A 13,357-nucleotide genomic window follows, 5' to 3' on the forward strand; every position below is an offset into this window, starting at 1 on the left:
ACGGTTTTCCGTTTTTCGCTCGCCCGCCAGCGGCGGCGCTTCGTCCGCCGACGAAAATTAACTCGAACGCGAACAAACGAAAACGTGCAGAATCGAAACTCGCTTCCCATACATTATTAGTCTCGCAGTCGTTGACGAAACCGAGGTGAACGCATAATGCCGTTCTACGGCGGGGAGGAACTCGCCACAGTGTACGACGAGGCGCTCGACGAAGGATTCGGCCTCATCGCGAGTAACATCGCGGAGCCGAACATTATGATGGGTCTCATGGAGGGGGCCGACCGGATGGACTCGGACCTCCTGTTGCAGATGAGCGGTGGTGCCTGCCGGTTCGCCGGTGACGGCGACGCCGTCGCGGGCCTGAAAGCCATGGGGAACTACATCGAGACCATCGCCGAGCGGTACGACATCGGCGTCTTCCTCAACATGGACCACCAGACGGACCTCGAGTTCATCGAGCAGCAGATCGAACTCGACATCCCGTCGTCAATCATGATCGACGCCTCCCACGAGCCGTTCGACGAGAACGTCGCGACGAGCCGCGAGGTCGTCGAGATGGTCGAGGCCGCGGACTCCGACGTCCTCATCGAGGCCGAACTCGGCCAGATAAAGGGCGTCGAGGACGAAATCGAGGCCGAAGAGGCGTTCTACACGGACCCCGAACAGGCCGTCGAGTTCGTCGACAAGACGGGCGCGGACCTGCTCGCCATCTCCGTCGGCACGCAGCACGGGGTCGCCAAGGGCAAGGACCTCGAACTCCGCCCGGATCTCGCCCAGGACATCCGACAGGCCCTGCGCGACCACGGCCTCGACACGCCGCTCGTCCTCCACGGCTCTTCGGGCGTCCAGCCCGACCAACTGCAGGAGATGCTCAAACACGGCATCTGCAAGGTCAACAAGGACACCCGCTACCAGTACGAGTACACGCGCACCGCCTACGACCTCTACAGCGAGGACCCCAACGCCATCGTCCCGCCGGAGGGCGTCGAGGACGCCCGTGACACGTTCTTCAACGAGACCGAGTGGTCGCCGAACAAGGACGTGTTCGACCCCCGCGTCGTCGGTCGCGACATCCGCGAGCGCATCGCCGACGTGCACGCCGGTCTGACCGAGGTCTCCGGCAGCGCCGGCCAGTCCCTGTTCAAGTAACCCGCGCGGGCGGTGATTCGTTCACCGTCGAGCGTTCGCCGCGTCCGCACGGCGGACCGGAACCCGGTTGTCGTCTCCACCCGGCACTCCGCCGGCTCTTCGTTTCGATACGCTTCTCGCCCAGCGGCGGCGCTCTCGGGGGTCGACGGCAGTCGAGTTCGATGCCCCACGTCGCTTAAGGTGTCACGCGGCGTGGACGTACGTATGCCGCAGATTCACCTCGACGACGAGACGGTCGCCCGACTCGACGCGCTCCGCGAGGACGACGAGGAGTACGACGACCTCATCAACGAACTGATGAACATCTACGAGGCGAGCGAGCGAACGCTGTTCCACGCCGGCGACGAGTACTGAGTCGTCGCCGCCGACGCTCGGCCGTCCGTCCGACCGGTTCGCGGTGGCTCGCGGTGGTCCGTTACGAACCGAGCCACCGCGCGAGCGCTCCCGCGAGGAGCACCAGTGCGCCGGCGATAAACGTGCCGGGAATCGGAAGCACGAACAGGAGTCCACCGAACGCGAATATCAGCGTTGACGGTCTCATCTAGCAGCGACGTCGCGCCCGCGCCTGTTACGAATTGTGGCCCTCGAACGGAATGTCGACACCGGAGCCGGGTGAGCGCTCCCGCCGCGGCCGGTCGCCCGGCCCGCTATTCGAGGTAGCTGACGCGGACCTGATTCCACTTGCCCTTCTTTTCGAGGTGGTCTTGGAGCGCGTCCGCGTACTCTTGTGTGAGCCGTTCCGCGTCCTCGAGTTTCTCCTGTTCGCCCTTCTTGCCGCCGCCGCCCATGCCGAGCGCGCCCTTGATGGAGTCGACGATGCCGCCGCCGCCGGACGACGAGTCGCCTCCGCCGCCGCCACCCATCGCGCCCATCTGGCTGCGGATGTTGTCGAGTTCGGGGATTATCTGCGGGACTTTCTCCGTGTCGGCGACGATGCGCGCCTCCTCGGGGTCGTCCGCGTTCTCGATTTCGAACTCCGTCGCCGTCATGATGAGCCCCCATTCCTGACTGTTGAACCGGGAGTTCATCACCTGGTCGTTGAACTCGCGGTCCACCGTCATCCGGTCGCCGACGATGCTGTCGGTCCAATGTGCCATGTGCACACGTCGTCGGCCGGTCGGTATCAGAGTTGCGGGGCCGGCCGGCCCCGGAGGCGACCGACCGCGGAGGCGACCGCGCCCCAGTCAGCCGACGGGGCGACGGGACGAATTGCCTCCCACGCGGGTTTAATGCGGTTGGGTGACGACCCCGAATCATGGAGCGGTACGACCTCCTGTACAGACTGTACGGGAACTTCGACGCGGACGCGGTCCGGGACGCACAGGACTTCGTCGACCTCTTGCCGCCGCTCGGCTCGCCGGTGGCGCTGTCGCACTGGCAGGCGGTCGACGACGAACTCACGGCGAAGAAAGACCGCATCCGCCGGGCGCTCTCCGACGGCGACCGCTACGCCGAACTCGCCGCGCGCGCGACGCGGGACCAGGCGTTCACCGCCCTCGACCTCTACACGAAGTACGGTCGGGCGGTGAACGCGCTCGTCCTCGACGTGGACGAGACGCTGCGCTCTGCGGGGCAGACCGACAACGAGATTCCACGCGAGGTGCTGCACCTCCTCACCCAGTTCCACGAGGAGGGCGTCCCCATCGTCATCTGCACCGGCCAGACATTGGAGAACGTCAAGGGCTTCGCCATTCAGGGATTGGGCAACGAACTCGTCCACTCGGGGAACGTGAGCATCGTCTACGAGGCGGGCACCGGCGTCTTCACGCCCGGACACGGCTCGGACACGAAGCGCCTCCTCTACGAGACGCTCGACGACCCGGTGCAGTCGGTCTTCGAGTCGGTTCGCGGGCGCGTCATCAGCGACCTCCCCGACGCGCTCCGCGGGGGCGTTCACCTGCAGGGCAACGAGTTCAACGTCACGCTCAAGCCGAACTTCGAGACCGGCAGCGACGACGCCGAGGAAGTCATCGACGGCGCGCTCGTCTACTTGCTCGACCTCCTCGGCGAGGCGCTCAGCGACGACCCCGCCGGTCCCGACTGGGCGCGGGCGTACTTCGCGGAGCGCGACCCGGAGATAGCGGGCGTGCTCGACGACCGCGACGCGCTTCCCGCCTCGGATGCGGCGGAGATTCCCGAGGACGCGAGGCGGACGCTGGAGCGAGTGACGGTCGCGTACTACCACGCCGACGCCGCGGAACTCTCCGCGGTCGACCTGAACAAGGCGGCGGGCGTCCGCGCCGCGCTCGACGTGCTCGGGGTGGACGACCCGTTCGTCCTCGTGATGGGCGACTCGAAGTCCGACCTCGACGTGATGAGTTGGGCCGCCGAAAACGAGTGCGGGCTCGCGGCCGCCCCCGAGCACTCCTCTCCGGGTGTGCTCGAACACGTCCGCGAGACCGACGAACTGGTGTTTCCCCGCGGGGACGCCGCCTCGGTGCTCCGGACGGCCTACGCGCTCAACCTCTTGGTCGACTGAGGGTGGCGCGCCGCACGGTGTCTCAGCTCACACCGTGCACATTCCGATGTCGTCACCCGAGTCGTCGTCGGTCGAATCGTCCGAGGATGAGCCGCTGTCGTCGGTGTTCGACCCGTCGTCGTTCGAGTTGTCGTCGGCGTTGTCATCGTTCGAACTGTCGTCGGACGAACTGTCGTCGGTGTTGTCATCGCTCGAACTGTCGTCACTCGAGTCGTCGTCGTTCGAGTCGTCGGACGAACTCTCGTCGTTCGAGTCGTCGCTGTCGTTCGATTTCGAACTGCTGCGTTTCTTCGAGGACTTCTTCGTCGTCGAGTCGGTGTCGTCGTCGGCAGCGTCGGTTTCGACCGTCTCGAACGCGCCGGTCGCGTTCTCGGAGTCGTCCGCGGACGAGCCGCCGTCGGCATCGTCGGCGTCACCCGAGTCGTCGCCGACGACGGGCTCTTCTTGGATTTCGACGTCCTCGTCCGGCGCGTCGCCGTCGGGGTCGGTCACGTCGGCGCCGATACTTCTGTCGGCGTCGTCGGCGGGAGCGGGCGTCTCGGGCGTATTCACGCCGCCGGAGAGGAGGGCGAACACGACGATGACGAGGACGACGGCACCGACGCCGAGTTGGCCGAGGTTCATCGCGCGGCCTCCCGGGAGTCGAAGTCGGGACCCTGTGTCGGTACATCGGTGGCAGTCAGAGACATGGTTCGTCCCGTTATTTGCGTCCCGAGGCTTTCGTTACGAATCGTCTACCCCGGACGCCGCGGTAGTTCGGGATTCCGTCGGTCTGAGAGCGCGCCCCGCGACGGGGGCCCGACGCGAAGTCGTCGCGGGACGCGAAAATTCGCGTTCCTAACCCGTGTTAATACGCGAATACCGCGCCGGTCTGAGTGTCTATTTTCGGTTGACTCTCACCGTGAACTGAATGTCTGGAAATCCTGTGGTTATCGCCCGACTACGGAGCGTTTGACGGACGGTGTCTGGCCCGACACCTCCCGCCGGTCCGACTTCGCAGTTATCTCCTCGGAACGCGTACATTCACCGAATGACTACCTCCATCGACAGAATCGTCTCGCGGGTCTCGCGGTGGCCCGGCGTCGAGACCGCGCCGCACCGCTTCGGGGGAACGGAGTTCCTCGTCGCCGGCCGGGAGATCGGCCACGTCCACGACGCCGGCGTCGTCGACCTCGCGCTCACGAAACGCGTCCGCGACGTGCTCCTCACCGACGGCCTCGCGGACCCGCACCACGTGCTCCCCGACTCGGCGTGGGTGACCTACCGCGTCCGGAGCGCCGCCGACGTGCCGGGCGCGATGCGCCTGCTCAGGCTCGCGTACCTCTGGCGACTGCTCGCGCTCCGCCGCCGCGGCGTCGACCTCGACCCGGCGATTGACCCCGACACCGACCTCCGGCGACTCGGCCTCCCCGCCGACCTCGACGCGCTCGTCCGAGAGACGTTCCGCGACACGCTCGACCGGCGCGCGCCGGTCTGACCTGTTCCCGCGAGTCCCGAGCGGGGACATGTCTCGGTCGGAAAAACTTTACTAACGTCCGAGTAAACCACTCTACATGGGTAAGAACTACGCGGAGTTGCACGATCCGAACGCGGAGTACACGATGCGAGAGCTGTCGGCGGAGACGATGGGCGTGACGGCCAAGCGCGGCGGCGGCCGCGACGTCGAAATCACCGACGTGCAGACGACGATGGTCGACGGCAACTTCCCGTGGACGCTCGTCCGCATCTACACCGACGCGGGCGTCGTCGGCACCGGCGAGGCCTACTGGGGCGCGGGCGTGCCCGAACTCATCGAGCGCATGAAGCCGTTCGTCATCGGCGAGAACCCCCTCGACATCGACCGTCTGTACGAGCACCTCGTCCAGAAGATGTCCGGTGAGGGCTCCGTCGAGGGCGTCACGGTCACCGCCATCGCGGGCATCGAAATCGCGCTGCACGACCTCGCGGGCAAGATTCTCGACATCCCCGCCTATCAGCTTCTCGGCGGGAAGTACCGCGACAAGGTCCGCGTCTACTGCGACTGCCACACCGAAGAGGAGGCCGACCCCGAAGCGTGCGCCGACGAGGCAGAGCGCGTCGTCGACGAGCTCGGCTACGACGCGCTGAAGTTCGACCTCGACGTGCCCTCCGGCTTCGAGAAGGACCGCGCGAACCGCCACCTGCGACCCGGCGAGATTCGGCACAAGGCCGAAATCGTCGAGAAGGTGACGGAGCGCGTCAAGGACAAGGCCGACGTGGCGTTCGACTGCCACTGGACGTTCTCGGGCGGCAGCGCCAAGCGCCTCGCCGCCGCGCTCGAAGACTACGACGTGTGGTGGCTCGAAGACCCCGTGCCGCCGGAGAACCTCGACGTGCAGGAAGAGGTCACGAAGTCCACGCTCACGCCCATCACGGTCGGCGAGAACCGCTACCGCGTGACGGAGCTGCGCCGGCTCATCGAGAAGCAGGCCGTGGACATCGTCGCGCCCGACATGCCGAAGGTCGGCGGCATGCGCGAGACGCAGAAAATCGCGGACGTGGCGAACCAGTACTACGTGCCGGTCGCGATGCACAACGTCTCGTCGCCGGTGGCGACGATGGCCTCCGCGCACGTCGGCACGGCGATTCCGAACTCGCTGGCGGTCGAGTACCACTCCTACGAGCTGGGTTGGTGGGGCGACCTCGTCGAGGAGACGGTCATCGAGGACGGCTACATCGAGATTCCGGAGAAGCCGGGCCTCGGCGTGACGCTGGACATGGACACCGTCGAAGAACACATGGTCGACGGCGAGACGCTGTTCGACGAGGCGTAAGCCGAAGTCGAATCAGTCGAGCTTCGCTCGACGCGATTCGACGAGGAGTGAAACGACTCGTCGAGCCAGCAGCACGGAGTGCTGCGCTGTTCGACGAGGCGTAAGCCGAAGTCGAATCGGCGAATCTCTGATTCGCCTCATTCGACGAATCGAACCCGAACTCACAGACTGGCTTCCGATTTTTCCGAGGCTCAACGCGGAGCCGTCGGCTCGTCTTCTCACACCTCGTCGACCAGCCGAACGCCACCGGAGGGTCGACAGGCGAACACGTGAGCGTCGGGGCCGACGCGCTCGGGGGCGGCGTCTCGAATCGCGCGCGCCGCCCGGTCGAGGGCGTCGCCGTCGACCAGCGCAACCGCGCTCCCGCCGAAGCCGCCGCCGGTCATCCGCGCGCCGTAGACGCCCGGCGTCTCGGCGGCGAGTTCGACCGCCGCGTCGAGCTCCGGACAGCTCACCTCGTAGTCGTCGCGCAGGCTCTCGTGGGCCGCGAGCATCGCGTCGCCGACGCGGTCGAGGTCGCCGGCGGCGAGCGCGTCGCGGGCGCGACGGACGCGCTCGTTTTCCGTCACGACGTGTCGAACCCGGCGGCGGTGTATCGGCTCCAGCGCGTCGGCGTGGGCGTCGAGGAGGTCGCGGTCCACGTCCCGGAGGGAGTCGAGGTCGCGGTCGGCGCGCTCCCGGAGGCGGTCGAGCGCCGCCGCGCACTCGCGGACGCGGTCGTTGTAGCCCGACTCGGTCAGTTCGTGGGAGACGCCGGTGTCGATGACGAGGACGCCGACGTCGTCGCCGACGGGCACCGACTCGAACTCGCGGGTTCGGCAGTCGAGAAAGAGCGCCGAGTCGGCCTCGCACAGCGCCGCGGAGAACTGGTCGAGGATGCCGCACTCGACGCCGACGCCCTCGACCTCGGCCCGCCAGCACGCCAGCGCGAGGTCGGCGGTCGGGAGGTCGCGCCCGGAGACCGCGAGAAGCACGCGGCCGACTGCGAGTTCGAGCGCGGCCGACGAGGAGAGGCCCGCGCCCGTGGGCACGTCGGAGGCGATGGCGAGGTCCGCGCCGCCGACAGGGCCGTCCTCGCGGAGGACGCGCGCGACCGCGGCGACGTAGGCGGCCCACCCATCGGGGTCGTCGTCGGGGGCGAGTTCGGCCGTCTCGTCGAAGTCGGCGGCGCGGACGCGGAGCCGGTCGTCGTCTCGCGGGCGGGCCGCGACCGCGACGTGGCGGTCGACGGCCATCGGGAGACAGAGGCCGTCGTTGTAGTCGGTGTGGCCGCCGACGAGGTTCACGCGACCGGGGGCGACGGCGACCGTCAGATTCGCAGGCTCCGTCGGCTCCGGGGTCGAAGTCGAATCGAAGGCGTCGCCGCCGGCTCTGAGCGCCGCGAGAGCGGTCTTCGCGCGCTCGACCGGCGTTCCGGCGTCGTCGGTCACCGCGTCGTCAGCATCGTCGTCGTCGGTCATACGTGGCCGTCTCCGTGCGGTTCCCCGGCGCTCGTCGCGCCTTCGTCGGCCGCGACGGCCTCGCCGCCGAGTCGGGCGGCTATCTGCCGACCCAGTTCGCGCGGGTTCGACTCGGTCACGCGGAGGTCGTCGCCGACGGCGACCCGGCCGGGCGAAAGCACGTCCGCGCAGATGCCGCCGCGGGACTCGCGGAGGGCGTCGCCCACGTCGTCGCCGACGAGGTCCGCGAGGTGCGCGCAGGGCGGTCTGCGCTTCGTCCCGCGGAGTTCGGCCCCGCCGAGTTCGAACGTCGCGTCGAGGAGGGCGTCGAGGTCGACGCCGCGGACGACGACGTTCCGGCGGTGTTCGCCGGCCGAGAGGTCGAGGTCGTACTCGCGCTCCGCGTCGTCCAGCACCGCGGCGTCGACGAGCGTCACCTGACAGCCGTCGGTCGCCGAGTAGAAGCCGTCGCCGTCGAAGTAGCGGTCGCTCTCGATACCGCCCTCGGCGACCGCGACGGTCTCGTGGGAGACCATCGGCTCGCCCTTCGACGGCGCGGTGTACAGCGCCTCGACGCGTCCGCGAACCTCGGAAGTCATACCTCCGGCTACCACTCCGGGACACGAATAGGTTGGGTCGGCGGGGCGCGGCGGTGCAGTCCGGGGTCCGAAGCGCCGAGCCGAGCCGACTCAGCAGAGCGGCTTCGGGTCGACGCCGAGTTCGGCGAGGCCGTCGGCGTAGTCGTCGTACGCCAGTTGGACGACGTACTCGGCGACCATCCGGGCGCGCTCCCAGTCGTCGTCGCTCTCGCAGCGCTCGGCCAAGAGGTCGAGACCGGTCGCGAGCGTCTCTTCGGTCTCGGCTTTCAACTCGCGGAAGAGGTCGGCGCGGGGCTCGTCGGCCTCGTTGACGAAGAAGCCGATGACCTGCGTGTGGGTCCGAACCGAGACGAGGCCGCGGCCGACCATCCCGGCGGCGGCCCGCTCGACCGTGTCTTCGCGCCCGCGGAGGTACGCGTGCATCACGCCCGGTTCGTCCGGGAGGTCGACCTCCTCGTCGAGCGCGTCGAGGACGCGGTCGAGGTGCTCGGCCTCTTGGGCCGCGGTGGCCTCGAAGGCGGCTCTCGCGTCGTCGTCGGGCTCGTCGTCGGCCCACGCCTCGAACGTCCCGCGGGCCGCGTGCTCGGAGTACGCGGCGGCGCGGAGCACCGCCGGTTCGGAGAGGTCCGCATCGGTCAGCGCTAACAGGAGCTTCGACGAGCCGAGTCGGTCGAGTTGCGTCCGTTTCGCCGCCTCGACTGACTCGCGGAACGAATCGGCGTCCATACCGTTCATCGGTCCGCCAGTCACCTGAACATTCGGACCGGTCCACGAATGTGGGATTCTCACGGCAATCAGTTCCGGTATCATTCGTGATACTCCGCGGTGAGGCTTGAAATACTGGAACCTATTGGGAACGGGTATGACGAACTCCTCGGCACCAGTCGACGCCAACGCGCGAGCGCGTGTCGACGGGGATGCGCTACTCTCAGAACTGGACATCGATGCGGCGGAAATCGACCGCCGGAAGTCGTTCGTTCGCCTCTCGGCGGCGGACGAGCGACGATTGAGCGACCTTCAACCGCTCTTCGACGAGTTCGCGAACGAGTTCGCCGCGGAGTTCTACGACCACCTCGGCGAGCACGCGGCGGCGACGACGTTCTTCGGTCGCTCGACGAAGAACACGGAGATGCTGCAGGCCGACCAGGCGGCGTACCTCCGCGAACTCGGCCGCGGGGAGTACGGCGAGGACTACTTCGCGAAGCGGGCGCGAATCGGGAAGTTACACGACATGATAGACCTCGGGCCGAAGTTCTACCTCGGCGCGTACTCGGTCTACTACGAGGGTATTCTCGGTGCCGTCGCGGACGAGGTGAAAGCCGAGTTCACCGGCGGCGGGCGGACGGTCGGCGACGAGTCCGGCGCAGACGGCGACGGTGCGGGCGACGCTGAGGACGGTGGCGGTCTGCTTTCCGGGCTCCTCGGCGGCGCGGCCGGCGTCTCAGGCGGGCTCCGCGGCGGCGACGACCGGGTCGAAGACGCCGTCGACGAGGTCGTCGCGCGCATCCTCCCCGTGTTGAAGCTCCTGTCTCTCGACCAGCAGGTGGCGATGGAGACGTACATCCACTCGTACAGTCAGGCCGCGCGGGAGGCGGCCGAGCGCCGACGCGCCCTCGCAAACGAGGTCGAAGCCGACGTGAGCGAGCCGGTCGAGTCGCTCCTGCGGACCTCCGAGGAGGTCACGGAGCGAACCGACGACATCGAGACCACGGCGCGGGCGCAGGCCGACGACATGGCGACGGTCGCCGCCGAGGTGTCGGACATGAGCGCGACCGTCGAGGAGATTGCGGCGACCGCGGAGGAGGTCGAGCGGACCAGCGCCGACGCCGCCACGCGCGCCGCCGAGGGCGAGGACGCGGCCGACGAGGCCATCGACGTGATGCGCGACGTGAGCGAGGCCGCCGAGACGGCCTCCGAGGACGTCCAGCAACTCCACGACCAAATCGCGGAGATAGACGAGGTGCTCGACGCCATCAACGACATCGCCGAACAGACGAACCTGCTCGCGCTCAACGCCTCCATCGAGGCCGCCCGCGCCGGCGACGCGGGCGAGGGATTCGCCGTCGTCGCCAGCGAAGTCAAGAACCTCGCGGAGGAGTCGCAGGCCCGCGCCGCCGAGGTCGAGGGCACGGTGGGCAACATCCAGTCCGAGGCGAGGGAGACCATCGAGAGCCTCTCGCAGACGACCGGCCGACTCTACGACGGCATCGACCGCGGCGAGGACGTGATGCGCAGTCTCTCTGACATCTCGGCGGCGGTCGAGCAGGCGACCGTCGGCGTCGGCGAGGTCGCCTCGGCGACCGACGACCAGGCCGAGAGCGCCGAGCAAATCGCCGGTATGGTTGACGACGCGACGGAGCGCGCGACCGCGGTGTCGGACCAAATCGGCGAAATCGCCGACGCCAACCGCTCGCAGACCGAACAGGTGCTCTCGATTCGCGACGCGGCCGCGCGACTCGGCGGCGGCGAGACGGGCGGCGCCGGCGGGGCGGGCACGCCTCTCGAACCGAGCTCCGACACTCCGACAACCGGCGGTGTCGACGGTCCGCCGGCCGGCGTCCTCGACGAGTCCGGCTTCGACGAACCGCCATCGAGACGCCTGAGCAACGACGGCGGAACGTCGGAGTAGCGCGGGTCACTGTTCTCTCTTCGGTCCGCGTAGCGTTCTTCCGCCCGGCGCGCGTATCGTGTGCGTATGACTCCCGAGGAACTGTCGGCCCGACTCGCCCGCGGCGACCCGACGGCGATTCTCGACGTGCGCGACCGCGACGAGTTCGAGGCGTGGCGCGTCGACGGCCCGGCCGTGACCGCGACCCAGATTCCGGCGATTCGCTTCACGCAGGCCGAGATTCGCGGGACGGTCTCCGAACTCGCGGCGGGGTTCGAAGACGCCCCTTCGCCCGTAGTCGTCGTCTGCGCGGAGGGCCGGTCGAGCGCGCACGTCGCCGAGTTGCTCTCCGAGGCCGGTGTCCCCGCGGAGAATCTCGAAACGGGAATGGACGGCTGGGCGCGCGTCTATCGCGCCCGCGAACTCCCCGTCGGAACCGCGGACGCGACGGTTCTCCAGTACGACCGCCCCTCCAGCGGCTGTCTCGCCTATCTCGTCGTCGCCGGCGACGAGGCGGTCGTCGTCGACCCGCTTCGGGCGTTCGCGGGGCGGTACGTCGAAGACGCCCGCGAGCGCGGCGCTGAGGTCGTCGCCGCCGTCGACACCCACGTCCACGCCGACCACGTCAGCGGCGTCAGCGCCGTCGCCGAGCGAACCGGCGCGACCGTCGTCCTCCCGGCGGGCGCGACAGACCGCGGCCTCGACTTCGACGCGCGACTCGTCGCGGACGGCGAGACCATCAGCGTCGGCGACGCGGAACTCGTCGCCGTCCACGCGCCGGGACACACGACCGAGATGACCGCGTTCCGCCTCGGCGACCTGCTCTTTGCGGGCGACAGCCTCTTCCTAGAGAGCGTCGCGCGCCCGGACCTCGAAGACGGCGACGAGGGCGCGCCCGACGCCGCGAGGCGACTCCACGCGACGCTCACGGAGCGGTACGGCGAGTTCACGGACGACACGCGGGTCGCGCCCGCACACTACGGCCCGCGGACAGTCCCGGACGAAAGCGGCGCGTACGTCGCGGAACTCGGGGCGCTCCGGGACCGACTCGGGGCGCTCTCGATGGACGAGGCGGCGTTCGTCTCGTTCGTCTGTTCGGACATGCCGCCGCGGCCGGCAAACTACGAGCGAATCATCGAGACGAACCTCGGTCGGGACTCGCTGTCGGACGAGGAGGCGTTCGAAGTCGAGTTGGGGCCGAACAACTGCGCGGCGACGAGCGAGGCGTGAGGCGCGGTCCGCGGGCCGAGCGAGTGCGTCGGTCCGACGCGTCGGGCCGACGCATCGGCTCGGTGACTCGGTGCGAAACGGAGAAACGCGGGCCGGCGCGCCGGCCCCGGAGAGTACCCGTCGTCAGTCGTCGTCGGCGGCGGTGCCGGCGGCCGCGGCGTCGCCTTCGATGCTCGGCGGGTAGACGCCGCGGTCGAGTTTGAGGTCGCTCTGCGGGCGGGCCATGCAGGTGAGGGCGAACCGCTCTGCCTCCTCGTCGGTCAGCCCGCGGGCGGCGGGCTGGGTGACGTCGCCTTCGAGAATCTCGGCGGAGCAGGCGAGGCACATCCCGACGCGGCAGGAGTACTCCTGTGCGATGCCCTCCTCGATACAGGCCTTGAGGATGGTCTGCTTGTCGGATACGGTGATGGTCTCGCCCGTGCCGACGAACTCGACGGTGTACTCGGTCATACCGCGGCGTATGAGCGACCGCACCAAAACTGTTTATCAAAGTCGCGGCGACCTCGTCGCCGACCGCGCGGTCGGAGCAGGCTGCCGAGCGAGTCGGGAACGCGCGACTCGCGCCCGAGTTCGGGCTACTCCGCGGCTTCGGCGTCCGCGTCCGCGCTCTCGTCAGCGTCGTCTTCTTCGTCCTCGTCGTCCAGTCGGATGGTGAGCACCGGGACCGGCGAGGTGCGGACGACGCGTTCGGTGACGCTCCCGAGGAGGTAGTGGCTCAGCCCCGTGCGCCCGTGGGTACCCATGACGACGAGGTCGATGTCGTGGTCGTCGATGTACTCCCGGATGGAGCGGTAGGCGGTCCCGGTGACGACCTCGGCCTGCACGTCGACACCGGCTTCCTCTGCGGCCTCGCCGACGTGTCGGGTCGCGGCGTCGCCCTCCCGTTCGAGGGCGTCGATGACCACGTCCGCGCCGGCGTCGAGCGAGGTGTAGATGCTGGTGTCGATGACGTACAGCGCGTGAATCCGCGCGTCGTACGTCGTCGCGAGGTCGAGGGCGTGGTCGATGGCGCGTTCGGCGGCCCTGCTTCCGTCGGTCGGGACGAGGATTTCGCTGTACAT

Annotated in this window: 15 protein-coding genes; 7 read left to right on the forward strand and 8 right to left on the reverse strand. The window is 68.6% G+C overall.

Translation table 11 applies throughout. The features are described from left to right. The first annotated feature begins 156 nt into the window (after window positions 1–156). Both fba and DEQ92_RS23700 read left to right on the forward strand, forming a co-directional pair. Window positions 157–1,149, forward strand: a complete 993-nt coding sequence (gene fba, locus DEQ92_RS01190; RefSeq protein ID WP_004977010.1) for a class II fructose-bisphosphate aldolase — start codon at window positions 157–159, stop codon at window positions 1,147–1,149. A gap of 204 nt (window positions 1,150–1,353) precedes the next feature. Next, a complete protein-coding gene (locus DEQ92_RS23700; RefSeq protein WP_004043442.1) occupies window positions 1,354–1,503 on the forward strand; it encodes a hypothetical protein in 150 nt (49 codons plus the stop codon). Window positions 1,504–1,564: 61 nt separating this feature from the next. Here DEQ92_RS23700 and DEQ92_RS24370 read toward each other — a convergent pair whose 3' ends face one another. Both DEQ92_RS24370 and DEQ92_RS01195 read right to left on the reverse strand, forming a co-directional pair. Next, a complete protein-coding gene (locus DEQ92_RS24370) occupies window positions 1,565–1,690 on the reverse strand; it encodes a hypothetical protein (RefSeq protein WP_255409903.1) in 126 nt (41 codons plus the stop codon). Between the two features lie 106 nt (window positions 1,691–1,796). After that, window positions 1,797–2,246 (reverse strand): DUF5799 family protein, encoded by a 450-nt coding sequence (locus tag DEQ92_RS01195; protein ID WP_004977011.1) that lies wholly within the window; start codon window positions 2,244–2,246, stop codon window positions 1,797–1,799. Between the two features lie 158 nt (window positions 2,247–2,404). Between DEQ92_RS01195 and DEQ92_RS01200 the strand changes: the two genes are divergently transcribed. Continuing rightward, entirely contained in the window at window positions 2,405–3,628 is a 1,224-nt protein-coding gene (locus DEQ92_RS01200; protein ID WP_115820318.1) for an HAD family hydrolase, read from the forward strand. Window positions 3,629–3,655: 27 nt separating this feature from the next. Here the strand turns inward: DEQ92_RS01200 and DEQ92_RS01205 are convergent, their stop codons facing one another. Next, a complete protein-coding gene (locus DEQ92_RS01205; RefSeq protein ID WP_004977016.1) occupies window positions 3,656–4,252 on the reverse strand; it encodes a hypothetical protein in 597 nt (198 codons plus the stop codon). Window positions 4,253–4,658: 406 nt separating this feature from the next. On the opposite strand from DEQ92_RS01205, the gene DEQ92_RS01210 reads away from it, so the two are divergent. Together DEQ92_RS01210 and DEQ92_RS01215 are read left to right on the forward strand one after the other, a co-directional pair. After that, window positions 4,659–5,105, forward strand: coding sequence for a luciferase family protein (locus tag DEQ92_RS01210; RefSeq protein ID WP_004977017.1), 447 nt, complete (start codon window positions 4,659–4,661; stop codon window positions 5,103–5,105). Window positions 5,106–5,181: 76 nt separating this feature from the next. Next, a complete protein-coding gene (locus DEQ92_RS01215; RefSeq protein ID WP_004977018.1) occupies window positions 5,182–6,420 on the forward strand; it encodes a mandelate racemase/muconate lactonizing enzyme family protein in 1,239 nt (412 codons plus the stop codon). A 218-nt stretch (window positions 6,421–6,638) separates the two neighbouring features. Here the strand turns inward: DEQ92_RS01215 and galK are convergent, their stop codons facing one another. The 3 genes from galK to DEQ92_RS01230 all read right to left on the reverse strand — a co-directional run bounded on the left by galK (window position 6,639) and on the right by DEQ92_RS01230 (window position 9,184). Continuing rightward, the gene (galK, locus tag DEQ92_RS01220) at window positions 6,639–7,880 is read right to left on the reverse strand and encodes a galactokinase (RefSeq protein ID WP_115820319.1); all 1,242 of its coding nucleotides are present in this window, start codon (window positions 7,878–7,880) and stop codon (window positions 6,639–6,641) included. Beyond that, the gene (locus DEQ92_RS01225) at window positions 7,877–8,458 is read right to left on the reverse strand and encodes an MOSC domain-containing protein (RefSeq protein WP_004977020.1); all 582 of its coding nucleotides are present in this window, start codon (window positions 8,456–8,458) and stop codon (window positions 7,877–7,879) included. The genes galK and DEQ92_RS01225 overlap by 4 nt, the downstream gene beginning before the upstream one ends. A 90-nt stretch (window positions 8,459–8,548) precedes the next feature. Further along, window positions 8,549–9,184 (reverse strand): hypothetical protein, encoded by a 636-nt coding sequence (locus tag DEQ92_RS01230; RefSeq protein WP_004977021.1) that lies wholly within the window; start codon window positions 9,182–9,184, stop codon window positions 8,549–8,551. A 136-nt stretch (window positions 9,185–9,320) separates the two neighbouring features. On the opposite strand from DEQ92_RS01230, the gene DEQ92_RS01235 reads away from it, so the two are divergent. Both DEQ92_RS01235 and DEQ92_RS01240 read left to right on the forward strand, forming a co-directional pair. Beyond that, window positions 9,321–11,087: a globin-coupled sensor protein gene (locus tag DEQ92_RS01235; RefSeq protein ID WP_115820320.1), complete on the forward strand. Its 1,767-nt coding sequence runs from the start codon at window positions 9,321–9,323 to the stop codon at window positions 11,085–11,087. A 66-nt stretch (window positions 11,088–11,153) separates the two neighbouring features. Continuing rightward, on the forward strand, window positions 11,154–12,296 hold the full coding sequence (locus DEQ92_RS01240; protein ID WP_004977023.1) for an MBL fold metallo-hydrolase: 1,143 nt from the start codon (window positions 11,154–11,156) through the stop codon (window positions 12,294–12,296). 123 nt (window positions 12,297–12,419) lie between these two features. Here DEQ92_RS01240 and DEQ92_RS01245 read toward each other — a convergent pair whose 3' ends face one another. Together DEQ92_RS01245 and DEQ92_RS01250 are read right to left on the reverse strand one after the other, a co-directional pair. Further along, complete coding sequence (locus DEQ92_RS01245; protein WP_004969999.1) at window positions 12,420–12,746, reverse strand: 2Fe-2S iron-sulfur cluster-binding protein; 327 nt, start codon at window positions 12,744–12,746, stop codon at window positions 12,420–12,422. Window positions 12,747–12,871: 125 nt separating this feature from the next. Continuing rightward, window positions 12,872–13,357 (reverse strand): universal stress protein, encoded by a 486-nt coding sequence (locus DEQ92_RS01250; RefSeq protein WP_004977024.1) that lies wholly within the window; start codon window positions 13,355–13,357, stop codon window positions 12,872–12,874.

This window comes from Haloferax sp. Atlit-6N (genome assembly GCF_003383195.1).
In the GTDB taxonomy this organism is placed as follows: Archaea; Halobacteriota; Halobacteria; order Halobacteriales; family Haloferacaceae; genus Haloferax; species Haloferax gibbonsii.

Bases quoted from the DNA above. Each gene is read 5' to 3' on its own strand.
- galK (WP_115820319.1), bottom strand. From the start codon at position 7,880: ATGACCGACGACGACGATGCTGACGACGCGGTGACCGACGACGCCGGA.
- DEQ92_RS01225 (WP_004977020.1), bottom strand. From the start codon at position 8,458: ATGACTTCCGAGGTTCGCGGACGCGTCGAGGCGCTGTACACCGCGCCG.
- DEQ92_RS01205 (WP_004977016.1), bottom strand. From the start codon at position 4,252: ATGAACCTCGGCCAACTCGGCGTCGGTGCCGTCGTCCTCGTCATCGTC.
- DEQ92_RS01200 (WP_115820318.1), top strand. From the start codon at position 2,405: ATGGAGCGGTACGACCTCCTGTACAGACTGTACGGGAACTTCGACGCG.
- DEQ92_RS01215 (WP_004977018.1), top strand. From the start codon at position 5,182: ATGGGTAAGAACTACGCGGAGTTGCACGATCCGAACGCGGAGTACACG.
- DEQ92_RS23700 (WP_004043442.1), top strand. From the start codon at position 1,354: ATGCCGCAGATTCACCTCGACGACGAGACGGTCGCCCGACTCGACGCG.
- DEQ92_RS01250 (WP_004977024.1), bottom strand. From the start codon at position 13,357: ATGTACAGCGAAATCCTCGTCCCGACCGACGGAAGCAGGGCCGCCGAA.
- DEQ92_RS01210 (WP_004977017.1), top strand. From the start codon at position 4,659: ATGACTACCTCCATCGACAGAATCGTCTCGCGGGTCTCGCGGTGGCCC.
- DEQ92_RS01230 (WP_004977021.1), bottom strand. From the start codon at position 9,184: ATGGACGCCGATTCGTTCCGCGAGTCAGTCGAGGCGGCGAAACGGACG.
- DEQ92_RS01195 (WP_004977011.1), bottom strand. From the start codon at position 2,246: ATGGCACATTGGACCGACAGCATCGTCGGCGACCGGATGACGGTGGAC.
- DEQ92_RS24370 (WP_255409903.1), bottom strand. From the start codon at position 1,690: ATGAGACCGTCAACGCTGATATTCGCGTTCGGTGGACTCCTGTTCGTG.
- DEQ92_RS01235 (WP_115820320.1), top strand. From the start codon at position 9,321: ATGACGAACTCCTCGGCACCAGTCGACGCCAACGCGCGAGCGCGTGTC.
- DEQ92_RS01240 (WP_004977023.1), top strand. From the start codon at position 11,154: ATGACTCCCGAGGAACTGTCGGCCCGACTCGCCCGCGGCGACCCGACG.
- DEQ92_RS01245 (WP_004969999.1), bottom strand. From the start codon at position 12,746: ATGACCGAGTACACCGTCGAGTTCGTCGGCACGGGCGAGACCATCACC.
- fba (WP_004977010.1), top strand. From the start codon at position 157: ATGCCGTTCTACGGCGGGGAGGAACTCGCCACAGTGTACGACGAGGCG.